The sequence below is a fragment of the Streptomyces sp. Y20 genome (assembly GCF_043195475.1).
Classification (GTDB): domain Bacteria; phylum Actinomycetota; class Actinomycetes; order Streptomycetales; family Streptomycetaceae; genus Streptomyces.
This window is the reverse complement of the sequence record NZ_JBIDDP010000010.1, coordinates 104,073-126,299: the sequence shown is the minus strand read 5'-3', so window position 1 is coordinate 126,299 and position 22,227 is coordinate 104,073. Positions and strand designations below refer to the sequence as shown.

The 22,227-nt window shown below is 70.4% G+C and carries 18 protein-coding genes; 9 read left to right on the top strand and 9 right to left on the bottom strand.

Annotated features, from left to right (window positions below):
- Positions 1–24: 24 nt before the first annotated feature.
- The 4 genes from ACGFT1_RS24695 to ACGFT1_RS24680 are packed head-to-tail and all read right to left on the bottom strand — an operon-like array spanning position 25 to position 3,385.
- On the bottom strand, positions 25–333 hold the full coding sequence (locus tag ACGFT1_RS24695) for an acyl carrier protein (protein WP_373911141.1): 309 nt from the start codon (positions 331–333) through the stop codon (positions 25–27).
- Positions 330–1,526: an aminotransferase class I/II-fold pyridoxal phosphate-dependent enzyme gene (locus ACGFT1_RS24690; protein ID WP_373911140.1), complete on the bottom strand. Its 1,197-nt coding sequence runs from the start codon at positions 1,524–1,526 to the stop codon at positions 330–332. The genes ACGFT1_RS24695 and ACGFT1_RS24690 overlap by 4 nt, the downstream gene beginning before the upstream one ends.
- A complete protein-coding gene (locus ACGFT1_RS24685; RefSeq protein WP_373911139.1) occupies positions 1,513–3,099 on the bottom strand; it encodes an AMP-binding protein in 1,587 nt (528 codons plus the stop codon). The genes ACGFT1_RS24690 and ACGFT1_RS24685 overlap by 14 nt, the downstream gene beginning before the upstream one ends.
- Positions 3,100–3,154: 55 nt before the next feature.
- Complete coding sequence (locus ACGFT1_RS24680; protein ID WP_373911138.1) at positions 3,155–3,385, bottom strand: phosphopantetheine-binding protein; 231 nt, start codon at positions 3,383–3,385, stop codon at positions 3,155–3,157.
- Positions 3,386–3,983: 598 nt separating this feature from the next.
- Between ACGFT1_RS24680 and ACGFT1_RS24675 the strand changes: the two genes are divergently transcribed.
- From ACGFT1_RS24675 to ACGFT1_RS24635, 9 genes are all read left to right on the top strand, one after another.
- Positions 3,984–4,757 (top strand): methyltransferase domain-containing protein, encoded by a 774-nt coding sequence (locus tag ACGFT1_RS24675; protein WP_373911137.1) that lies wholly within the window; start codon positions 3,984–3,986, stop codon positions 4,755–4,757.
- A gap of 93 nt (positions 4,758–4,850) precedes the next feature.
- Entirely contained in the window at positions 4,851–6,707 is a 1,857-nt protein-coding gene (locus ACGFT1_RS24670) for an ABC transporter ATP-binding protein (protein WP_373911136.1), read from the top strand.
- Entirely contained in the window at positions 6,691–8,505 is a 1,815-nt protein-coding gene (locus ACGFT1_RS24665; RefSeq protein WP_373911135.1) for an ABC transporter ATP-binding protein, read from the top strand. The genes ACGFT1_RS24670 and ACGFT1_RS24665 overlap by 17 nt, the downstream gene beginning before the upstream one ends.
- 112 nt (positions 8,506–8,617) lie before the next feature.
- On the top strand, positions 8,618–9,655 hold the full coding sequence (locus ACGFT1_RS24660; RefSeq protein WP_373911134.1) for a hypothetical protein: 1,038 nt from the start codon (positions 8,618–8,620) through the stop codon (positions 9,653–9,655).
- Positions 9,652–11,145, top strand: coding sequence for a glycogen synthase (locus ACGFT1_RS24655; RefSeq protein ID WP_373911133.1), 1,494 nt, complete (start codon positions 9,652–9,654; stop codon positions 11,143–11,145). Before ACGFT1_RS24660 ends, ACGFT1_RS24655 begins: the two co-directional genes overlap by 4 nt.
- Positions 11,142–12,269, top strand: a complete 1,128-nt coding sequence (locus ACGFT1_RS24650) for an NAD-dependent epimerase/dehydratase family protein (RefSeq protein WP_373911132.1) — start codon at positions 11,142–11,144, stop codon at positions 12,267–12,269. Before ACGFT1_RS24655 ends, ACGFT1_RS24650 begins: the two co-directional genes overlap by 4 nt.
- Positions 12,266–12,895, top strand: coding sequence for an SIS domain-containing protein (locus ACGFT1_RS24645; protein ID WP_373911131.1), 630 nt, complete (start codon positions 12,266–12,268; stop codon positions 12,893–12,895). Before ACGFT1_RS24650 ends, ACGFT1_RS24645 begins: the two co-directional genes overlap by 4 nt.
- Positions 12,892–13,983, top strand: a complete 1,092-nt coding sequence (locus ACGFT1_RS24640; RefSeq protein WP_373911130.1) for a hypothetical protein — start codon at positions 12,892–12,894, stop codon at positions 13,981–13,983. Before ACGFT1_RS24645 ends, ACGFT1_RS24640 begins: the two co-directional genes overlap by 4 nt.
- Before the next feature lie 79 nt (positions 13,984–14,062).
- Positions 14,063–14,302 (top strand): helix-turn-helix domain-containing protein, encoded by a 240-nt coding sequence (locus ACGFT1_RS24635; RefSeq protein ID WP_373911129.1) that lies wholly within the window; start codon positions 14,063–14,065, stop codon positions 14,300–14,302.
- Positions 14,303–14,427: 125 nt separating this feature from the next.
- Here ACGFT1_RS24635 and ACGFT1_RS24630 read toward each other — a convergent pair whose 3' ends face one another.
- Genes ACGFT1_RS24630 through malQ form a run of 5 tightly spaced genes read right to left on the bottom strand, consistent with a single transcriptional unit; the run spans position 14,428 to position 22,222 of the window.
- Positions 14,428–16,488: a radical SAM protein gene (locus ACGFT1_RS24630; RefSeq protein WP_373911128.1), complete on the bottom strand. Its 2,061-nt coding sequence runs from the start codon at positions 16,486–16,488 to the stop codon at positions 14,428–14,430.
- A 43-nt stretch (positions 16,489–16,531) separates the two neighbouring features.
- Complete coding sequence (locus ACGFT1_RS24625; protein ID WP_373911127.1) at positions 16,532–17,509, bottom strand: aldo/keto reductase family oxidoreductase; 978 nt, start codon at positions 17,507–17,509, stop codon at positions 16,532–16,534.
- Positions 17,506–19,017, bottom strand: coding sequence for a GMC family oxidoreductase (locus tag ACGFT1_RS24620; protein WP_373911126.1), 1,512 nt, complete (start codon positions 19,015–19,017; stop codon positions 17,506–17,508). Before ACGFT1_RS24620 ends, ACGFT1_RS24625 begins: the two co-directional genes overlap by 4 nt.
- Positions 19,014–19,976 (bottom strand): adenosine kinase, encoded by a 963-nt coding sequence (locus ACGFT1_RS24615; protein ID WP_373911125.1) that lies wholly within the window; start codon positions 19,974–19,976, stop codon positions 19,014–19,016. Before ACGFT1_RS24615 ends, ACGFT1_RS24620 begins: the two co-directional genes overlap by 4 nt.
- On the bottom strand, positions 19,973–22,222 hold the full coding sequence (gene malQ, locus ACGFT1_RS24610) for a 4-alpha-glucanotransferase (RefSeq protein WP_373911124.1): 2,250 nt from the start codon (positions 22,220–22,222) through the stop codon (positions 19,973–19,975). The genes ACGFT1_RS24615 and malQ overlap by 4 nt, the downstream gene beginning before the upstream one ends.
- Positions 22,223–22,227 lie beyond the last annotated feature (5 nt).

Below are 22,227 nucleotides of genomic sequence, written 5' to 3'. Positions count from 1 at the left end.
GTACCCGGCACCGGTCACCGCCGGTCATCGCCCGGACTCCGCGAGGAGGCCCTCGATCAGTGCGCTGATCCCGTGAACCGTGTTGAAGGAGGGATCGGCCAGTACATCGTCACCGAGCTGCAGGTCGAACTGATTCTCGATGAAAGCGATGAGGCGCACCGTGCCGAGCGAGTCCAGGTACCCGGATGTAAACAGGTCCACATCCCGGCTGAAATCCGGGTCGTCGTCGACGATGCGCCCTTCCCTGCGCACGAACCTCTCCAGTATCTCGGCGACTCCGCTCGTCACACCGCGCATGGCGACACTGCCTCTTCCCTCGGTTCCCTGCGTCATCGATTGCTCCGGGCCGCCTCGTCATCGGCCTGCTCCAGGACCGCGCGGAGGCTGCGGCCCACGTCCTGCAGCCGGTCCGGTCCCACGTTGAGCGCGAGCCGGAAGTAGCCGGGCTCGTGAAAGAGCGAGGACGGCATGGCCAGCAGTCCGTTGCGCGCCAGCCGGCTCACGAAGGCCCAGTCGTCGAAGCCGTCCGGGCACCGCGCGTAGACGAAGGCCGTGGCCCGGCCGGGCACCGTCTCGTAACCGAGCCGGGCCAGCGTCTCCCGCAGCAGTACCTGATCCCGGTGCAGCGGCCCGCAGTCCGGTGTGAGGTCCGCCAGCTCCACGACCAGTCGCTGCATGAGCGCGGTGGGCGCGCAGAAGCCCGTGGACCGCAGCGCCCGCTCGGCGCGGGCGACCACCTCGGCACGGCCGTCCAGCGCTGGACCGAACGCGGCATACCCCGTCCGCTGCCCCTGAAGGGACCACGCTTTGCCGAACGAGTACAGGCTGACCGTGTCCGAGTAGACCTGCACCGGGCTGGTGAACCCGTCCGTGTCCCATGTCTGGTCCCGGTGGACCTCGTCACTGATCAGGACCGGTGCCCTGCCGTACCGCGCCCCGGCCGCGCGCAGCACGTCGGACAGCTCGGCCAGCTCCTCGGCGCTGTGCAGCACGCCCGTGGGGCAGACCGGCTGGCTGATGATCACGCCGGCCGTGCGGGGGCCTATCGCCGAAGCGAGAGCGGCCAGGTCGAGTCGCTTGTCCGCGCCGCACGGCACCGCGACCGGCCGCAGTCCCAGCCGCCGCAGGTAGAGGAAGTAGTCCATCCAGCACGGAGTGGGCACGACCAATTCGTCGCCAGGGCGGAAGAGTGCCGTGAGGACCACGTTCAGGGCCGCCGTCGCCCCTGGCGTCAGCAGGACGTCACGGAAACCGAACGGCAGTCCGAAGCGGCGGGATAAGGAGGCGGCCACACGGCGCCTGACCACCACACCGCCGCCGAAGGGCGTGTATTGCAGGTCCGCCTGGTCCGTCTCGGCGAGAACGCCACGCAGCAGGTCGAAGGCCCGTGGGTCGCGGTGCACCAGCGGGTTCGGGTACGACATGTCGATCAGGCCGGGTCGCGAGGCGCGCAGGGCCGCCGCGTGCAGGGCGGCGAAGCGCTCCAGCGGCTCGAGCAGTCGCTGTTCCTCGTCATCCGGCAGCACGGTGGTCTCCCGCCCGCGCCGTAACGACGCCCCCGGCGTCCTCGGTCCGGGTCCAATCCTGCTTCACCCGCGCGCGGTCCACCTTGCCCGACGGCGTCCGCGGCAGCGTGGTCAGCACGTGGATGCGAGTGGGCTGCTGATGATCCGGCAGCTCCTTTGCACAGTAAGCCTCGAGCCGCGTGAGCCGGAACTCCGGAGTGCCGGCCGGCACGACGGCCGCCGCGACCACGGTCTCGCCGGTGTCCGACGCGTCGGCGAAGACCACTGCCTCGGTCACCAGCGTGCTGGCGAGCAGGACGGTCTCGATCTCGGTGGGATTGACCCGGAATCCGCGGGACTTGAACTGCTCGTCCCGTCGGCCAACGTAGGTCAGCCAGCCTTCTTCGTCGGCGTGGACGTAGTCGCCCGAGTGCACCACGTACTCTGGCACGGCTCCCTGTGGGGCGAATGGGTAGGGCCTGAAGACACGCGCGGTGGCCTCCGGATCACGCCAGTACCCTGCGGCGACGGTCGGCCCCCGGTGCACGAGTTCGCCGACCTCGCCCGGCGCGCAGCGCTGACCGGCCTCGTCCAGCACCAGGATCTCGGTGTCGGGGATCGCCCTGCCGATGGCTGAGGCAGGTGCTCCGGTCCGCTCTGGCGGTAGGTACGTGGACCGGAAGGCCTCGGTCAGCCCGTACATCAGATAGAAGTCCGTGCCGGGATGCGCCCGCCGGATCCGCTCCAGTGTCTCGCTGCGCAGTGCTCCGCCGGTGTTGGTCGCGTAGCGCAGATCGGGCAGCTGCTGATCCAGGAACGTCGACGGACGTCTGGTCAGCATCTCCCACAGCGGCGGGACTCCGGCCACACCGGTGATCCGCTCCGCTGCCAGCTCACGGCAGATCTGGGGTGCGTGAGCCGTGCTGCCGATGATCACGGTGCCGGCGGCCCAGAAGGTGGCCAGCACCTGGTTCAGTCCGGCGTCGAAGCTCCAGGGCAGCAGCGACAGAGTCCGGTCGGCGGGGGTGAGTTCCAGATAGGTCGCCACAATCCGGGCGCCGGCCAGCAAGTTGGCGTGCGTGACCATGACGCCCTTGGGACGTCCGGTGGATCCCGAGGTGTAGATCAGTGCAGCCAGGTCGCGGCCTACGACCGGTCTCGCCCAGTTCGTCGTCACCGCCGGGGGCACGCCGTCCATCGACACCTGGGCCACGTCGATGACCACCGCAGCCGCGGCCTCAGGATGCTCCAGCAGCGCGCCGAGCCGACGGTTGGTCACCACTGCCCTGGCGTCGCAGTGCCCGACGATGTGCCCGACCTGCCGTGGCTTGAGCCTGTCGTTCACGATCACTGCCGCGGCCCCCAGGCGTACGACAGCGAATAAGCAGACCAGGGCGTCGATCGAGTTGGGCAGCAGCACGACCACCCGGTCGCCGGCCCGGGTGCCGCGTTCGGCCAGCGCCTGGGCGAACCGCCCTACAGCGTCCTGGACTTGCCGATATGTGCGGGTCTCCCCGTTGTGACTCACCGCGACCTTGTCCCCGTGGCTCTCGGCTCGGGCGTCCAGCAGGTCGGAGAGGGTGAAGATCTCCATCGTCCGCCTTCTCATGCGAGGCGCCGCGGGCCTACGCCCACCGCGCAGTGCTCGACTACCGGTGGGCTATGACGTAGTCGACGATCATCCCCACCGACTTGAAGTTCTCCACGCGCAGCTCCTCGTCGGGGATGGAGACGGCGAACTCGTCCTCCAGCCAGACCAGCACCTCAAGGATGCCGAGCGAGTCGAACTCTGCGTAGTCGCGCAGATCCTTGCTCTCCAGGTCCGGCTCCTCGCGCAGCTGCGGGATCATCTTGCTCAGCCGGAGCGCGACAGAGTCCACGATTTCCTGACGGTCGTTCATAGAAAGACCTCCGAATACAGGGTTACACACAGCTGGTATACGACCGGACGGCGCTCTGCATTTCAAGGCGCCACTCACTCATCGCCAGATGCGGCTAATGCCGATGCACCATCGCAGTCCATGTGAGCAGCAGTCCCACCACTCAGCGAATCGCCGGTCCCGGTGGGAGGTGCGCCTGATCACTGACGGGCCAGACGGAATGTCTGCCTTATGTGCAGCTTTCCGTCGCCGCGCTGCGCCACCGGCACATCCTGCGCACGCTTTCCAGATTGGGATAAGCAGCCACTCAGATCAAGCAGATTGAACCCTACCCCACACCGAAACCCCTCGAACGTGACACAGATCACACGTTGTTGATCTTGTCCTGCGACACTACTATCAGAGACTCTGCAAGCTGCTGGACGCCCGCCGCGCATTGCCGCACCCGACTGGGTTTTTTCGCATCAAATCATGCGTTCCGGTACACACCCCTCGGGCTTGCGCAGGCAAAATGGCCACCCTTTACGAACTCTCCGACGGGAAATGCCACCCTATGCAGAGTCAAAAGAGTTGGGTCGATCTACGTAGTTTTGCAGCCGTGGACGACGCCGCCGACCCGACCCCCCTGATCCGCGCGTTGGAGGTCGGCAAGGCCTCACCCGCCATGCGCGAAGTCGGCGTCGCGGTAACAAAGCAGTTGCAGCTTGCACACGCATGCGCTGTACTTGACCTCGGGTGCGGGCTGGGCTCCGACGCCCTGGCCATGGCTGCGGAACTGCCCACGGGAGGGCGGGTCGTGGGGGTGGACGCCAGTCGCACCATGGTCGCCGAGGCAACCGCCCGCGCCGCCGGCTCCGGCGCTCCGGTCTCGTTCACAGTGGGCTCCGCCCTCGCCGTCCCGTTTCCGGACCAGGCCTTCGACCGGTGCCGCGCGCAGGCACTCCTGCAGCACGTTCCGGACCCGCCGGGAGTGATCGGCGAGGTTTACCGCATACTGCGACCGGGCGGGCGGGCCGTGGCCTTCGAGTTCGATCTGGGCACAACCGTGCTCGACCATCCGGACCGGTCTACAACGAGGACAATCCTCGACTTCGTCACCGATTCCGCGCTGCAAGGGTGGATCGGCCGCCAACTGCCCCGCCTTTACCGCGAGGCCGGCTTCTCCGACATCACCGCCGTTCCCTATCCTGTACCCAATGACTACGACCTCTTCATGTTCACGATGCGACGGCCACTGGCCCAGCTCGTGCACGATCGCGTGCTCGACGCCCGCGACGTGGTCCGTTGGCTGCGAGAACTCGAGGGGCTGCACGACGCCGGTCACTATCTCGGTGGCTCCGTCGGCTATCTGGTGACCGCGGCAAAGAACTGATCCGCTTCGTACCGCTTCGCGGGTGCTCCGCAGCGGGACCAGTTATCGAGAGAGTTGTACTTCGTGCCCAAACGGCGACACGGAAAGCTGTCCGTGAACGAAAAGAGATTCCCGGACGCGGGAGCAGCAGGCTCTGCGGAAGCAGCGCAGCCGCAGTGGCGCCGGTTATGGGTGAACCTGCGCGGCCGGAACGAATGGAAGCTTTTCGCCCTGTTTCCGAAGGCGCATCTGCTGCTGGCCGTCGGCTGGTGGGTGCTCATCGCGGTCCGCGGCGTACTGCCGGCGGTTCTGGTGGTCGCCGTCGGCTCGCTCGTGAACGACGTGAATGACGGCTCAAGTCTCATGGTGCCGCTCACCCTGATCGCGGCAGTCTTCGTTTCGATGCAACTGGTCGTTCCCATCCATGCGCAAACGTCGGCCGCATTGGGCGAGCGCGTCTCGTGCCTGCTGCACGACATGCTTCTGGACACCACCACGCGGCCGGGCGGTCTCGCGCACCTGGAGGCACGCGAACTGGTCGACCGGCTTACCGACGCCCGGGCCTTCGACCAGGGGGTCGCCGGACCTCCGCTGAACATCTCGCTGGGCATCATCGCCGGCGGCCTCGTCCAGACGGCCGTCGGTCTGGGACAGGTGGCCGTCCTCGCCGGCTACGCCTGGTGGGCTCCGCTGCTGATCGGAGCGGCGTGGCTGTCCACGCACTGGCTGCTGCGGGAGAGCAGCTTCTGGGACCGCAACACCGGGGAAGTCCTCGACGCACAGCGGCGCTCCGACTACACGTACCGGCTCGCCGTGGACGCACCGGCTGCCAAGGAAGTCCGGCTCTTCGGTATCAGCGACTGGATCGTCCGTCAGTTCGCGTCCAACCGCCGAAGGCTGGTCGAACTGCGGTGGCAGGAGACCCGGCTGCGCCAGAAGCCGCTGCGGTGGGCGATCACCGTCCTGGTAGTGGCCAATGGTCTGCTGCTCTTCCGACTGGCCGCGGACGCGTCCTCCGGGGAGCTGGGCACGGGCGCGGTGGCTGTCTTCGCCCAAGCGGCCGTGGGCGCCAGCGCTCTGGCATTCGGTGGTCTGAGCTGGGCGTTGCCACCCACCGCACAGTCCGCGGCGGCCGTCCTCGCACTCAGGGACCCGATGCTGGAGGCCGGTCGGATCGCCGACGGCGAGAAGAAGGCCCACGGCATGCCGCAGTCCCGGATCCGCTTCCGGAACGTGCACTTCACGTATCCCTCGGACACGAAACCGGTCTTCGAAGGGCTGGACCTCACTATCGAGGCCGGGACGTCGCTCGCGGTCGTCGGGGTGAACGGGGCCGGCAAGACGACGTTGGCCAAGCTGCTCTGCCGGATGTACGAGCCGACGCAGGGCGCCATAGAAGTGGACGGCACCAACCTGCGGGAGCTGGACCTGGGCTCCTGGCGGCAGCGACTGACCGCCGTTTTCCAGGACTTCATCCGCTACGAGATGCCGCTGCGCACCAACGTGGCCCCGCTGGGTGCCTCGGACGAGATGATCACCGCCGCGCTGGCCGACGCCGGCGCGACCGACCTCGCGGATCTGGACACGGTGCTGTCTCCCGGCTACGACGGCGGCACCGACCTCTCCGGTGGCCAGTGGCAGCGTGTCGCGGTGGCGCGGGCACTGTGCGCCGTGCGCCAGGGAGCGGGAGTCATCGTTCTCGACGAGCCCACCGCCCAACTGGACATACGGGGTGAGGCGGAGATCTTCGAGCGCATCCTCGGCGCCACCCGAGGATGCACGACCATCCTCATCTCCCACCGGTTCTCCACCGTGCAGCATGCGGACCGGATCTGCGTCCTGGAGGACGGGCAGGTCGCGGAACTCGGCACGCACGACGAACTCATGGCCGCCAACGGACGCTACCGGCAGATGTTCGACCTGCAGGCGTCCCGCTTCGAAGCGGAGGACTCCGATGACGTCGCCGTCTGACGCACTGCCCCCGTCCTTCAACGCGCTCGTCCGCTCCCTGCGACTGGGCTATCGGGCCAGTCCGCCGCTGATCGTCGTGGCCTTCGTGACGACCGTCTCGGCTGCCGTGCCCGACGCGTTGTTCGCGGCCGGTCTGGCCATGCTCGTGCATGCTGTGATCGAGGGGGACGGCGGCCGGATCACGCTGGTCGCTGCCCTCCTCGGGCTGCTCACCACCGGTAGCTGGCTCCTGGGCGTCGTCAGTGAACGGGCCAACCGGCGCTTCGCCGACCGGGCCGCCGTCTTCGTCGAGTCGCACGTCGCGCGGCTGCAGTCGTCGGTCTCCACGCTGGAACACCACGAGCGCGCCGAACACCTCGACCGGATCTCCGTGCTGCGCGACCATGCGGGGGCACTGAGCTACCTCTACCAGCAGCTCTTCTCGACCATCGGTGCGGTGGTCCGGCTGATGATCACTCTGGGCCTCCTGATGTCCGTGGACCCCCTCCTCGGACTGCTGGGTGCCGTCGCCGTGCCAGGGGTACTCATCTCCCACTGGCGCTCGGGCGTCGACAAGGCCGTCGAAGAGGCCGGTGCCCAGCACGACCGGCGAGCGCGGCACCTGTTCTCCCTCGGCGTCTCCGCTTCCGCCGGGAAGGAGATCAGGGTGGGTGGTGTGCAGCAGTGGCTGCACACCACGCGGCGGGCCGCCTGGGAGCAGCGCCACGTTCCGCTTTCTCGCGCCAAGTGGACCACGGCCGGCTGGGAGGTACTGGCTCAGGCTGTCTTCGCGGCCGGCTTCGTCGGGGCCGTGATGTACACCGCCACCAAGGACGGAGCGGGCCCCGGAGACGTCCTGCTGGTCCTCACCGCCGGGAGCAGACTGGCGGAGTACGTCAACAGCACGGTCACGCAGACGCAGTTCTACCGCTCGATCTGGCTGGACGTGTCACGACGGCTGGCCTGGCTGGAGGATTTCGTCGCGGCGGACCTCGCCGATGCCGACCTGTCAGCGCCCGAACGCCTCGACCAGGGCATCCGGCTGGAGAACGTCTCCTTCCGCTATCCCGGGAGCGAGAAGCCCGCCCTGGAGGACATCAGCCTCGATCTCCCCGCGGGCAAGGTGATCGCCCTGGTCGGCGAGAACGGGGCGGGCAAGACCAGCCTCGTGAAACTGCTGTGCCGGTTCTACGCGCCGGCCGCCGGAACCATTCGCGTGGACGGCAGGGACCTCACCAGGATCTCCCCGGTCGACTGGCGCATGCGCATCAGCGGCGCGTTCCAGGACTTCTTCCGCTTCGAGTACCCCGTGCGTCAGTCGGTCGGTCTCGGCGACCTGCCGCGTATGGACGACGTCGTGGCCACTCAGACCGCGCTGGCCCGCGCAGGCGCCGAGGACATGGTGTCCCAATTGCCCCACGGAGTGGACACCCAGCTGGGCGCGGCCTGGGAGAAGGGTGTGGACCTCTCGCACGGCCAGTGGCAGAAGATCGCACTGGCTCGCGGCTTCGTCCGGGATACCCCGCTGCTCCTGGTGCTCGACGAGCCGACATCGGCGCTCGACGCCGAAATGGAGCACGCGCTGTTCGAACGGTACGCGCAGGCGGCCCGGGACGAGCAGCAGCGCGGCTCCGGGCAGATCACCCTGCTGGTCTCGCACCGTTTCTCCAGCATCCAGATGGCGGATCTGATCGTCGTACTCGATGGCTCCCGCCTGGTCGAGTACGGAACGCACGAGGAACTCATGGCCCGCGGCGGCCAATACCACGAGTTGTACACCCTCCAGGCGTCCTCGTATCAGGCAGGTGCCCGTCCATGAACCGCCCGCCGGCGCCCCTTCGACGCACCACGGTGCACAACCACCCTCCTGGAGGCCCGGACCGCCCTCGCGCCGTGACACAGCCGACCCGCTCAGACCAAGGAGAGGTGTGATGACCCGGGACCGGGCTTTCACCGACCCCAGTTGTTTCCACGCCACACTGGCCACACTCCTCCTCGACCGGGACCCCACGGTTCCCCCGGCCGCTGTACTGGGGAACGCGACGGCGACCGCCGCCCACCGAGGCGCGGATGGCACCGCCGTCTTCGGTGACACGGTGGAGCCGCTTATGACGGCCCTGCGTGCCCGCGGCCATCACCTGCTCCATCGCCGGCTGCGCGAGCCCGGTGAACTGGACGCCCTGACCGACGCCCTGCACGGTGGCCTGTCGGTCATCACGGTCGTCGACACCTTCCACCTTCCGCACTACTGGGTCGATCGCGGTCGCATCCACGGACTGCACGCCCTGGTCCTGCGGCAGTTCGACCCCGCAGACGGCACGATCCGCATGACCGACGCGGTGGACACGACCTTCTTCGACCAGCGGGTCACCCTGGCGTCCTTGGACGCCGCGCTACGGGACGAGCGGCAGCTGCAGACCTGGATGCGGCCGATGTCCTGGGGCTCCGGCCAGGAACCTGCACCCGAGGACCTGATGCGCGAACTGGTCGGGCACGCCGAAGCCCTCGCCGGTGCCATACCGGACGGGCTGAGCGGGACCGAGCTCGTCCGCGCCCTCGGACAGGACATCGACCAGCTCGTCTCGGCCCGTTCCACGCCGAGGTCCGCGGGGCTACGGGCCGACGACACGGACTCCGACCGGATCACCGAAGTGATGACGGGCATGTGGTCGTACCACCACACCCTGCGCTGGTTCGGCGCATATCTCTCGCTGCTGCGCCTCCCGGACACCGATGCCGCACTGCGGCAAGCGTCAGCCGACGTCACCGGGGCCGCGCAGAACCTGCTGGCCGTCCGAGGTCTCGTGATGCGCTGCGGAGTCAGCGGTCCGGACCGGGTGGCCGTCTACCGGGCGGAGATGGCCCGGCGGCTGGGCCGGGTGGAGTCGGACCTCGGCAGAGCGGCCGACGCACTGCGTTCCGCCACGGCCGCCTTTCCCGCCCGCCACCCGGAGAGTGCGCCGCGATGAGGGTTCTCTACATCACCCAGGAGTACGCGCCCTACTTCACCGAGGGCGGACTGGGCCTCACCAGCCGCGCCCTTCCAGCCGCGCTGCAGACCGAGGCGGGCGTCACCCACGATCTGGTTCTCCCCTACTACCCCTGGCTGATCGAGCGGCACGGGCTGTCCGTCGAGGCGGTGTGCCGGCTGCCCCGGGCACCGGGCACGCCGGAGGGCGGCGAGGCCACGGTGTACCGTCTCCTCGACCACGGCGGGCCCTGCGAGGTGTTCCTCTTCCGGCTGGACAGCCGCTACGGCCGGGCCGGCATCTACCGGGACGAGAACTACGTGGAGTTCGCGGACGCGGTGGAGCGGGCTGCCATCTTCGGGCGCGGTGTCGCGGACTGGGTCGGGCTGTCGGGCCGTTCGTACGATCTCGTGCACGCCAATGACTGGCAGTCGGGCGCGGCGCTCGCGCACCTGCGGGCCCGACGGACGCAGACACCGACAGCTCTTGTCATGAACGTGCACAGCGCCGCCTACCAGGGCGAGTTCACCCGCCGGCAGGGGCCGGAGCTGGGTCTGCCCGCGGCGGCACTGCACCGCCTGCGCGAGCAGGGTGCCGACCGGCCCAGCCTGCTCCTGCTGGGGCTGTCGTCCGCCGACGCGGCCGTCACATGCAGCCCCACCTACGACCGCGAGTTATCCGCACAGCTTTCCGGCACGGCCCTCGGTGACACCTGGCAGGCCCTGCCGACGGCGGGCGTCGTCTCCGGGGTCGACCCGCGGGTGTGGGACCCGGCCGTGCCCGACCGGCCCTCGAAGCCGTACGACGCCGCCACCGTCGACGCGGGCAAGCGGGACAACAAGGCACTCCTGCAGAAGGCGCTGGGCCTGCCCCTGGACACCTCCGTGCCGGTGCTGGGCGTCTGCTCCCGGTTCGTCGCCGAGAAGGGCACGGACCTGCTCCTGGAGGCCGTCGCGCCCCTGCTGGCCGAGGGGGCGGCGCAGATCGCCCTGGTCGGTCCCGCCGCGCCCGGGATGCGCGAGCTCATCACGGCCGCCGTACGCGAGGCACGGGGCCGGCTCGCGTACGTGCCGCGCTTCGAGCAGGACATCGCCTGGCTGCTGTACGCCGGAGCGGACTTCACCGTGATGCCGTCGCGGATCGAGCCGTGCGGGCTGAATCAGCTGATCGCGTTGGCCTACGGCACCCTGCCCGTCGTCAGCCCGGTGGGCGGCCTCCGGGACACCGTGCTCGACCTGCGGGCCGAACCCGACCGCGGCAACGGCTTCCTCATTTCCGAGCACACCCCCGCCTCGGTCCGCGACAGCGTTCGAGCCGCCCTGGACTGGGCGGCCTCGTCCCCCGGGCGGCTGACCGAGGTGCGGCGCCGCGCCATGGCTCAGGACTGGTCCTGGTCCCGTACGGCCCGCGAGTTCGCCCAGCTGTACCGCGGCTGGGCCGAGAGCCCCACGGCCTCCCCCATGCCCATCCGATCGAAGGAAGACGAATGAAAGTCCTGGTAAGCGGCGGAGCCGGGTTCATCGGGTCGCACACGGTCGACGTACTGCTGTCCGAGGGCCACCAGGTACGCGTCCTCGACGCTCTGCTCCCGCCGGTGCATCGAACGCGACGATTCCCCCAGGACCTCCTGGACCGCGGGGTGGAGTGGATCGACGGGGACGTGCGCGACCGGGAGGCCTGGCAGCGCGCGTTGACGGATGTCGACGCGGTCTTCCATCTGGCCGCCTACCAGGACTACCTCCCCGACTTCTCGACCTTCTTCACCACCAACACGGCCTCCACCGCACTGCTGTACGAGGTCCTCGTCGCGCGCGGACAGCGTCCGGACCGTGTCGTGGTGGCATCGAGCCAGGCGGTCTACGGCGAAGGCGCCTACCGCTGTCCGAACTGCCCGGGCCAGGGCACCGTACGCCCCCGGCCGAGGAGCGAGGCGGACCTCGCCCGCGGCAGCTGGGACCTGCCCTGCCCCCGGTGCGGGCAGGCGCTGGTGCCCGAGTGGACCGACGAGGGCGCGGTCAGTCCGCACAACTCCTATGCGATGTCGAAGCACGCGCAGGAAACGGCGGCTCTCACGCTCGGCGAACGGTACGGCATCCCCACAGTCGCCCTGCGCTACTCCATCGTCCAGGGCAGCCGGCAGTCCTTCCACAACGCCTACTCCGGGATTCTTCGCATCTTCAGCCAGCGTGTGCTGCACGACAAGCCGCCCGTGTGCTACGAGGACGGGCGTCAGTTGAGGGACTACGTGTCGGTGCACGACGTGGTGCGGGCGAACCTGCTGGCGCTGCACGACGAGCGCGCGGTGGGCAGGGCGTTCAACGTGGGCGGTGGGCGGCAGGTCAGCATCCTCGACTACGCCGGCCTGGTCATCAAGGCGGCGAACGCCGACGTGGAGCCCTCGGTACCGGGCATCTACCGGTACGGCGACACCCGGCACGTGTTCTCCGCCATCGACAGCATCTCGGAGCTGGGCTGGCGGCCCGAGGTCCCTCTGCAGGACGTCGTCGAGGAGTACCTGGCCTGGGCCATGTCCCGCCCGGACTTCGCCGACGGCACCGAGGAGGCGGACGAACGCATGCACGTGCTCGGCACTCTTCGGCGGACCGCCCGATGAGCACCGCACACGCCTGGACCCCGGCCCACGACGGCACCGAGGCGATGCACTCCTATCTGGAGCGGCTCAGCCGTGCCGTCACCGAGATCGCCCTGCCCGACCTGATGCGAGCGGCAGGCGTCCTGGAGCGCGCCCACGCCGGCGGCCATATGATCTTCACCTGTGGCAACGGCGGAAGCGCGGCCACGGCCTCGCACTTCGCGCTCGATCTGACCAAGAACACACGGCTGCCCGGGGTGCCACCGATGCGCACCATGTGCCTCGCGGACCAGATACCGGCTCTGACCGCGTGGGCGAACGACGTCGGCTATGAGGCGGTGTTCAGCGGCCAGCTCGCGGCCCTGTGTCGGCCCGGTGACGTGTTGGTCGCGATCAGCACGAGCGGCATGTCACCGAACGTCCTGGCCGCGCTGCGCCTGGCCCGTGACTGCGGCGTCAGCACCATCGGCCTGCTCGGTCCGACAGGTGGCAGTGCGGGCCCGCTCTGCGATGTGTGGATAGCGGCGCCCGCCCCCTCGATCGAGGAGCAAGAGGACCTGCACATGTCCATGGCACACATCCTGACCCGGCACATGCGCAACCATCTCAGCCGGATCGCCGCGTCTCACGTGGAGGACAGGGCGTGAGCGGCCCTCCGACGCCCGGTTTCGATACACACCCCGACGGCCCCGAGGTCCGTCCCGAGGCGGACCGGGACCTGTGGACGGCCGGCGCCCCTCTGCGGATCTCGCTGGCCGGGGGCGGAACCGACCTGCCCAGCTACGCGCACCGTTTCGGCGGTGCCGTACTGGCCGCGGCCGTCGACCTGCGGGTCACGGTGACCGCGCGGCGTGGTGTCCGGCCAGGCGTACGGGCCTGCCTCGATGTCTGCGGGCACGCCCGCGCGGCCGACGATCTGGCCAACCCGTTCGCCCGGGAACTGGTCCGGCGGCACTGGAAAGGCGGTGCCCTCGAGCTGGTGTCCGAGGGAGACGTGCCCCCGGGCACGGGCCTCGGCAGTTCGGCCGCCTTCTGCGTGGCCCTGCTCGCCGGGCTCCGGGGCCGGACGCACGACCGTGTCGGCCTGGCGGAGGAGGCTGGCGCAGTCGAGCATGTGGCTCTGGGCCGGCCGGTGGGGCGGCAGGACCACTACCTGTCGGCACTGGGTGGCTTCCGGCTGCTCCACTTCGCCCACGACGGCGGCGTGGAGGTGGAGGACGTGGAGGTGCCGGAGGAGGTGGCCGGACGGCTGGCCGGTGAACTGCTGCTCTTCTCCAGCGGGGTGTCGCGCGACGCGGGCAAGGTCCTCGGCGATCAGCACCGGCGAGTCGTCCGCGGCAATGAGGACACGCGGAACCGCCTCCACGAGATCAAGGCGCTCGTCCCCGCCGCCGTCTCGGCCCTGCGCCGGGGAGACGGCCCCGCGCTGGGCGAGGTGCTGGCGAGGCACTGGGCGCTCAAACGGGGACTCGGCGACGGTGTCTCGCTCCCCCTGGTCGACCTGGCCTACCGGGACGCCCTGGAGGCCGGGGCCACGGGCGGCAAGCTGCTCGGGGCCGGAGGCGGTGGCTTCATGCTGGTACACGCCCGTCCCGAGGTCCGTGACCCGGTGTGTGCCGCGCTGTCGGCCCACGGGTTCACCCGGCAGCACTTCGCCTTCTCCCGTACGGGAGTCGAAGTCGGCCCGGCGGTCGGCCGTCCGCGGCCGCACACGCACCGGGGTGCACCGGGATGACCGCTTCTACGACGTGTGTGGCGGCGCGTCCCATGACGGCGCCGTGTACGGAGGACACGCAGAAGGAGAGGGTGATGTCATGAAGTGGCATCTACGGAAGGCGGCGGCGAACCGGGAGGTATGGACGGCCACGGAACTCAACCGCCGGCTGGCCGCCCACGGACGGCCCATGTCGGCCGGGAAACTGTCAGGGCTGTGGTCCGGTCAGCCCGTAAGTCTGAAGCTGGCCGATCTCGACGCCATTTGCACGGTGCTGGACTGCGGCATCGCGGACCTGCTGACCCCGGAAACCGACCGCGTCAGCGTCGGCGAACACTGACACTCCGCCGGCTGGGCCGACACATATGGCGTCGGCCCAGCCGGCGGAGCTCGTCTCCGGGCCTTGTGGGCCGACCCGGCCGCCACGGAACCGCCACCCGTTCACCCGGTCCCCACCGAGCGCGGCTACCCGGCCCCCCGCAGGGCGCGGCCCTGGCGGCGCAGCGCTCGCGGATCACGAATCTCATGGGCGAGGAGGCGGTCGGCCATCGCGGCGCGCCCGTCCGGGGAGAGCGCCCTCAGCCTCCCGAGCAGCTGTAGGACGGTCGCCAGGTCGAGGGTCTCCGGTGAGGCCGCCGCATGGCCGTCGTCGTGCCGCTGGTAACCGAGGACGATCGCGGTCTCGGCGTCCAGCGGGGCGGACGTGTCGATGTCCTCCCGTCCCGTCCCGGCCGCACGGCGCAGCAGTTCACCGGTCTTCTCCGGGAGCAGGGCCGCGTACCGGGGCAGCTCGGAGTCGTCGGAGACGAGCAGCAGGTGCTTGGCCGTCAACGCCGCCTCCGGGAAGGGCGTGCGCACCGCCAGCGGAGCGAGTGTGTCGGGCGGCAGGGCGAGGACACAGCCGGCGTGCAGGAGGATCTCGCGGACCCGGCCGGCACCGGGCGCGTCGGGCAACAGGGCCGCCGTACACCGCAGGAAGCGGCTGATCAGGCTGTGGGCGTCCGCCACATCGGCCTGGTCGCCGCCTCGGTAGTAGCGCGCCAGGTAGCTCTGCCACCAGGCCAGCTGGACGCCGTACAGGTCGGTGACCACCGACTCGTAGGCATCGGGCGCGATGAGCCGTTCTTCGGCCAGGGCCCGCAGGGCGGGGACGAGGTCGCGGTACACCAGGCGCATCCAGGTGTGCGGCGACCGCTGGATGCCCCAGCATTCGTCGGACGCGTGATCGGCCAACAGCTCGGCGAGGCTGATCTCCCCCGCGTGGAACTCGGTCCGGATGCCCGTCGCGGTGGTCTCGAAGCGGTACAGGTGATCGGAGCTGAGCGGCGCCCGCGGCGTGGGCAGGGCCTGGTCGATGAACCGCTCGAGCTCCTGGTACCGCTGGCGCAGTTGCCCGTGGTCGAGGTCGAGGCGCGGGTACAGAGGGTCGGCGAACCGGACCTTGATCTTGGCGATCTCCTCGGACAGCGCCTGGTAGAGGAAGATCTTGTCGAAGCGGTAGCTGAAGGAGAGTCCGATGTAGGGGAAGACGGTGCAGCTGCGGCATTCCGACCGGTTGCCGACCTCCTCGTCCCGTACGCGCAGGAACTCGGGGTCCCGCACCAGCTCGCTCAGCGGCCGGTCCCACTGCACGGAGTTGTCGAAGGCGTGGTAGCAGGGCAGGACCAGGCGGCCGTCCGGGCCGACGGTGAGGATGCGCTTGTTGGCGAAGCAGTCCGTCGGCGCGGTGGGGTCGAGCGTCTCCATGTACTTGCGGAAGTGCAGGTTGATCAGCGCGTACGGCTGGTAGAGCAGCCGCATCAGCTCGGCGGCGATGGGTCCGCCGGTCGGTTCCGAGGCATCCATGCGGTCCGACCGGCCGGCGTCTGCCAGCGGCTTGCCGTTCTGCTCGATCAGCTTCAGCTTGCGGGCCGTCCGGTTCATGTCCCGGACGGTGTCTTGTTCGTCGAAGTACTCGAACATCCCGGAGAAGTAGACGGTGGTCCGGTTCTCGTGGGCGAATCTCAGCAGGTCCGGTATCTCGTCCACGTTCTCGCGTGTGACCACGCAGATCAGTTTGAGGTTGCCGGAGCCGGTGGCGATGATGCGCTGGATGACGTCCAGGGCCCGATCCAGGGTGGGTACGCCCCGGATCTGCTTATAGCGCTCGGGGCGGAGGGTGTCCAGCGAGACGTTCATGGTGTCGACGTGCGGGACGATCGCGTCGATGTGCTGGGCGAAGCGGATGCCGTTGCTCGTGATCTCCACCGTCATGCCCAGCGACTTGGCGTACTGCACTATGCCGTCGATGTGCGGGTGCAGCACCGGCTCGCCGCCGGTGAAATCGATGTAGCGCACGCCGAGTTCGTACAGCTCGTCGAGGATTTGGCGGGCCCGTTCCAGGGTCAGCTCCTCGTAGCCCTTGAACTTGTCGTCCTGCCAGACATTGCAGTATCCGCACAGGGAGTTGCAGCGGAAGGTGATGTAGAAGCGGGCCGACTGGAGCCGGCCGGAGTCTGTGGTGGTGTGTACGGTGGTCGCGGTCACTGTCTCTCTCCGTCGTACGGCAGGGTGCGGTGCTCGGGGCGCATCAGGGCAGGGGGGCGCCACGGGCGGCGATCCACAGCTCGTACCACTCCTCGTGGTCGAGACCGGGCTCGCGCAGCGCCGCGTCCCGGCAGGCGCGGATCCGGTCGGGACGGCTGGTGCCGACGACCGGCACGATGTGCGCGGGATGGCGCTGGAGCCACCACAGCAGGACCGTCTCCGGGGTGGTGTGGTGGCGGCGGGCGAGCCGTCGGAGCAGCTCCCCCGCCTCGGACGGCTCGTCGCGGCCGTAGCGGCCCCGGGCCAGCGCTCCCCAGGCCTGGAGCTCGATGCCGTGGTCCGTGCAGTACTCCAGGGTGCCCGCCGGGAAGCCGCACTCGGCCGCACCGGAGGTGTTCACCAGAACGCCCGCCTCGACCCAGTCCCGCCGGGCGAGGCTCATCTCCAGCTGGTCGACGGTCAGAGGGACGTCCACACGGGCTTGGAGGTGGGCGATCTGGGCGGCGCTCATGTTGGACACGCCGAACCGCCGTACCAGACCTTGGTCGTGCAGCTCGTGCAGGGCCTTGGCGATCTCCTCGGGGGTGGCCAGCGGATCGGGGCGGTGCAGCAACAGGGTGTCGATCACATCGGTGCGCAGCCGGGTCAGGCTCTCCTCCACGCGCCGGACTATGGTCTCGGCCCCCAGGTCGTACCGCCCTGGTCGGTCTCCTTCGGGTAGGCGGATGCCGCACTTGGTCTGGAGCACGATCCGCTCGCGGAGTCCGGGCGTCCGCGACAGCACCTCACCGAAGACGGCTTCGGACTTGCCGAACCGGTAGATGTCGGCGTGGTCGAACGTGGTGATCCCGCACTCCAGGGCGGCCTCGACCGCGGCCTGGGCGTGGTCGATGTCGTCGGCCGTGTACGGGGTGCGGTCCCAGCCGCCGCCGAGGCCCATGCAGCCGTAGATCAGGCGGCCGTTGCTCCCCGGGGCGGGGGCGGGGGCGTCGGGGAGGGACCGGGGTGTCGGCGCGGTCATCGGGCGTCGGCCTCCTTCACCAGGTCGGCGAGAAGTTCGGCCGCGGCGAGCACCGGCAGCTGGGTGTTCGCCGCGGGGACGGTGCGCAGGATGGAGGCATCGGCCACCCGTAGGCCGGCCACGCCCCGCACCCGGCCCTCGCCGTCGACGACGGCGAGGGGATCGTCGGACGGGCCCATGGCGCAGGTGCCCACGGGGTGCCAGTAGGTGCCCAGCCGAGCTCGTAGCTGATCATCCGTCAGTTCGCACGAGGGCCGGCCGGGCGGTGGCCCGGCGAGCGGCTTGAGCGCGGCGGTCACCGCCATCCGCTCCGCGATCTCCAGTCCCGAGCGCAGGGCGGCCATGTCGTGTCCGTCCGGGTCGGACAGGAACGCCGGGTCGATGTCCAGGGGTGCGGCGGGATCGGCGGAACGCAGTCGGACCGTGCCCCGCGAGGTGGGTTTCATGAGGAAGGCCGAGACGCCCGCCTCGTACTCCCCGTGCGGCAGCGAGCCGAAGAGCGGGTCGCCCGCCGTGGGCAGGATGTGCAGGTCCCAGGTGTTCTCGGGGCAGACGGTGCTGGACGCTCTGACCAGCATGCGGCTGACGTAGAGTTCGCCCACCTCATCCTTGGCCGCGAGCGCCGCGTTCAGCTCTGGCGTCGGCGTGAGCGGCAGGAAGACACCGGGTTGATCGGTGAGGTTGGCTCCGACTCCGGGCAGGTCGGCCTCGGGTCGAATGCCGGTCTGCCGCAGGTGCTCCGCGGGACCGAGGCCGCTGCGCAGCAGCAGCCCGGCCGAGCCCAAGGCTCCGCAGGCGGCCAGGTAGGTGTCCGCGGTCAGGGTCTCGCGCCGGCCGTCGACGACGACCTCGGCACCGCGGACCCGGCCGCCCCGGACCACCAGCCGGTCCGCGAGGGCGTCGGCGAGGATGGTCAGGTTGGGCCGGGACCGGGCGTCGGCCAGGTAAGCGAAGGCCGCGTTCCAGCGGACGCCGTCGAGAGCGTTGATCAGGGGGGTGCCGCAGCCCGGTGCGCCGCTGGTACCCATGTCGACTTCTCGATAGCCGAGTTCACGTGCCGCGGCGAGGGCGGCGCGGCCGAAGACGTTCAACTCGCGGTCGGGTACGTTCCGCAGCCGCATCTGCCGCACGGCCCGCTGCCGGTACGGCTCCATGGCCGCCTCCGACCAGCGGGAGCCGCCCGCTTCGGCCCACTGCTCGTGGTCGGCCGCCGAACCCCACGTGTGCCAGCAGCCGTTGATGCAGGAGGAGCCGCCGAGCACCCGGGCGCGGATGCGGTGGACCTCGGTGCGGCGCTCCCAGACGTCGTCGCGTGGCAGGGCGTGCGCGTCGAGCAGCTTGGGGGGCCAGGACCGCCAGTCCGGTCCGTAGTCGGGGCCGGCCTCCACCAGGCAAACGGTCCGGGCGGGGTCCTCGCTCAGCCGGGAGGCCAGCACGCAGCCGGCGACTCCGCCGCCGAGGATCACCACGTCGTACCCGTGGCCCCGCTCCCGGTGTGTGGCCGTCATAGGCGGCCCTCGGCCGGCGCGGTGCCCTCGGCCACGGGCGGCGCGGCGGGGATGAGCTCCGGCTCCGCCGCCCGGGCGAGGAGTTCGGCCCGGGTGATGACATCGGTGCGGGTCGATGGGACGGTGCAGGCGTGGGCGCCGGCGATCGCTCCGTACCGGGCGCAGCGCCGCGGGTCCTCGCCGTTCAGCCAGCCGAGCAGGAAGGCGGCGGCGAACGCGTCGCCCGCGCCGTTGGTGTCCACCACCGGGGCGGGCGGCGTGACGGCTGGGACGTGCGTCAGCTCGCCGTCCGCCAGCAGGTGGGCGCCCTCGGCGCCGGCGGTGGCCACGACGATCCGGGCCCGGCCGCGGGCTGCGATGTCGCGCATGGTGCGCTCCGGGTCGGCCAGGGCGGTGGTGGACAGGAAGACGACGTCCGCCTCCCGGGCGAACGGCTCGTGGTACGGGTTGACACCGTCCCAGTTGTGCAGGTCGGTCGAGAGGGTGACACCGGCCTCGCGGAGCAGGGGCAACGCCTGCGCACAGGGCTGGGTGATGACGACGTGCGCGTGGCGGCTGGTGGCGGCGAGTTCGCGGATCGTCGCCTCGGGCAGCCGGTGCGACTCGTGGAAGCGGGTGTCGTCGTAGAGGGACAACCGCCGCCCGTCGGGGCCGACCAGGTTGACCGCGCGCTTGGTACCCGCGGGCTGCGGGACTGCGGTGAGGGCGATGCCGTGGTCGCGGTGGAGGGCGCGGACGAGGTCGCCCTCGTGGTCGTCGCCGATCATGTCGAGGTGGTGAGTGCGCAGCCCCAGGGCGGCAACGCCGAGCGCGACGAAGTCCCCGCTCTGTCCCGCCCGGGTGGTGATACCGGGGCGGATCATGTAGCTGTCGGCGAAGGGGAGCGGCAGTTCGGAGACGTGGACGATCGTGTCCACACCCGCGCCGCCCAGGACCAGGACGTCGGTGTCGGTGGTCATCGGGTTCCTCTCGGGCCGTTGTGATCAGCCGAGTCAACCAGCAGGCCGACATCGCAGCAAGAAGTTGCTGCAATTTTCGGCAAGCTCGTCGGGCCAGGTCGGGGCGCAATCACGGCGGTTCCGGGCAGGTCCCGGTAGAGGGCGGCGACCGCGGCGGGACCAGGGTGCGCCCGCACCTCTTCCAGAGTGAGCGCATGACCGTCCGGACCGGCCACCGGCAGCCGCCAGTTGGGGTACTCGTCGGTCGTCCCGGGCAGGTTCTGGGGGCGCCGGTCGCCGACGGTGTCGGGCAGCCAGACGCCCACCAGCTGCGCGGGGGTGCGGGCCAGGAAGCGGTGCAGGGCCAGGGTCTCGGGACCGGGCACCGGTGTGCCGGTCCCGTCCGGCGGGTCCGTGTCCACGCCGCCCGGCCTTCCATCAGCGTTCAGCACACCGGAGCGGGCCAGTTCGGCCAGCCAGCCATCGCGCTCGGCCGCCGCCGCGGCTTCGGCCTCGCGCAGCGGCCGCGTGAGCAGGCCGAGCCGGTCGTGCAGCCGCACGTACTCACCGTCCAGCCATGCGGCGGTGCTGGGCAGGTCGTGGGTGGTGAGGGTGGCCAGGGAGCCGGCCCTCCAGCGCTGGGCCGGCAGCGGGCCAGAACGCTCCTCGGAGCCGCCCTCGTACTCGAACCGCAGCACCGACGTGCCGAGGATGCCGCGCTCGGCCAGTTCCTCGCGCACCCCCTCCTCGACCGTGCCCAGGTCCTCGCCGATCACCATGCTGCCGGTCCGGTGGGCTTCGAGAGCGAGCACGCCGAGCATGGCGTCGTGGTCGTAGCGGACGTACGTGCCCTCGCCGGCGCCCGCGCCCTCGGGGATCCACCAGAGCCGGAACAGGCCCATGATGTGGTCCACGCGTAGCGCGCCCGCGCGGCGCAGGTTGCAGCGCAGCACCTCGGCGAAGGGCGCGTAGCCGGCTTCCGCGAGGGTGTCGGGCCGCCAGGGCGGCATGTTCCAGTCCTGGCCGCTGCGGTTGAAGTCGTCGGGCGGGCAGCCGATGGTGACGCCGTCGGCAAGGTAGCACTGGAAGTGCCAGGCGTCGGCGCCTTCCGGATGGACACCCACGGCGAGGTCGTGCATCAGCCCGATCGCCATGCCCGCGCCGGCCGCGGCGCGCTGTGCCCCCGCCAGTTGCTCGTCGGCCAGCCAAGCGAGCCACTGGTGGAATTCAACGCGGTCGGCCAGCCGGGCGCGGGCCGCGCGGATCCCCGGCCCGTTGGGACTGCGCAGCCCGGCGGGCCAGGTGCGCCAGCGCGGGCCGTGCTCCTCGGCGAGCGCGCACCACAGCGCGTAGTCCGAGAGTCCGGCTCCCTCTGCGTCGGCGTACCGCCGGAAGGCCTCCTTGCGTGGGGGCGTGAGTGGGACCCGGTGCAGCAGCTCCAGGGCGCGCAGCTTCAGTGTGCGCGCGGCCTCGCGGTCGATGAGCCCGCCCGCAAGCACCCCGTCGGTCATCTCGCGTGCCCGCGTGCATAGTTGATCGGCCTGCTCGCGCTCCTCGCGCGGCAGGGCGGCGAACTCGGGGACGTCCCCGACGCTGAGGTACAGCCAGTCGGGGTAGCGGCGGCTGCCGGGCCGGTACGGGGAGGGGTCGGTCGCCGGCCCGGGGACGTACGCGTGCAGCGGGTTGATCAGCACGAAGTCTGCCCCCAGGCTGCCGGCCCAGTCCGCCAGAGTGGCCAGGTCCCCGAGTTCCCCCATGCCCCACGAGCGCCGGGACAGCAGGGAGTACAGCTGGACCAGGAAGCCCCAGGAGCGGCATGCGGGGCCCCGCAGACGATCGGGGACGGCCAGCAGGGGTACAGCGGCTGCGCGGGTGCCGCGCTCGGCGTGCAGCGTGTAGCGGCCCACCGGCAGCCCCGCCAGTTCCCGGCCGGAATCGGTGATCCGGCGGCGTCGGCCGTCCTCGGACTCGACCCACAACTCGGTTCCAGGCGGGGCGATCGGTGCCGTCGGGGGGCGGCCGGAGCGCAGGACGACGGTGGGCGGCAGCAGTCGCCTGGCGAGCGCCTGCCGCCGTATCGCCAGGGCTTCCCGGACGCTGCCGGGCGTGCTCGCGTCGACGCCCAGGGCGGTGAGGACCGCGCGCAGGGTGTCGGGAGAGATGTCCGCTCGGCGACCGCGGTCGGTCGTGTAGTGGGTCGCGACGCCGTGCAGGCTGGCCAGGTCGGTCAGCTCGTTCAGGACACGGGCGGCTCGGGCAGTGAGCATAGGCG

Bases quoted from the DNA above. Each gene is read 5' to 3' on its own strand.
- ACGFT1_RS24695 (WP_373911141.1), bottom strand. From the start codon at position 333: ATGACGCAGGGAACCGAGGGAAGAGGCAGTGTCGCCATGCGCGGTGTG.
- ACGFT1_RS24685 (WP_373911139.1), bottom strand. From the start codon at position 3,099: ATGGAGATCTTCACCCTCTCCGACCTGCTGGACGCCCGAGCCGAGAGC.
- ACGFT1_RS24665 (WP_373911135.1), top strand. From the start codon at position 6,691: ATGACGTCGCCGTCTGACGCACTGCCCCCGTCCTTCAACGCGCTCGTC.
- ACGFT1_RS24660 (WP_373911134.1), top strand. From the start codon at position 8,618: ATGACCCGGGACCGGGCTTTCACCGACCCCAGTTGTTTCCACGCCACA.
- ACGFT1_RS24655 (WP_373911133.1), top strand. From the start codon at position 9,652: ATGAGGGTTCTCTACATCACCCAGGAGTACGCGCCCTACTTCACCGAG.
- ACGFT1_RS24650 (WP_373911132.1), top strand. From the start codon at position 11,142: ATGAAAGTCCTGGTAAGCGGCGGAGCCGGGTTCATCGGGTCGCACACG.
- ACGFT1_RS24645 (WP_373911131.1), top strand. From the start codon at position 12,266: ATGAGCACCGCACACGCCTGGACCCCGGCCCACGACGGCACCGAGGCG.
- ACGFT1_RS24635 (WP_373911129.1), top strand. From the start codon at position 14,063: ATGAAGTGGCATCTACGGAAGGCGGCGGCGAACCGGGAGGTATGGACG.
- ACGFT1_RS24625 (WP_373911127.1), bottom strand. From the start codon at position 17,509: ATGACCGCGCCGACACCCCGGTCCCTCCCCGACGCCCCCGCCCCCGCC.
- ACGFT1_RS24620 (WP_373911126.1), bottom strand. From the start codon at position 19,017: ATGACGGCCACACACCGGGAGCGGGGCCACGGGTACGACGTGGTGATC.
- ACGFT1_RS24615 (WP_373911125.1), bottom strand. From the start codon at position 19,976: ATGACCACCGACACCGACGTCCTGGTCCTGGGCGGCGCGGGTGTGGAC.
- malQ (WP_373911124.1), bottom strand. From the start codon at position 22,222: ATGCTCACTGCCCGAGCCGCCCGTGTCCTGAACGAGCTGACCGACCTG.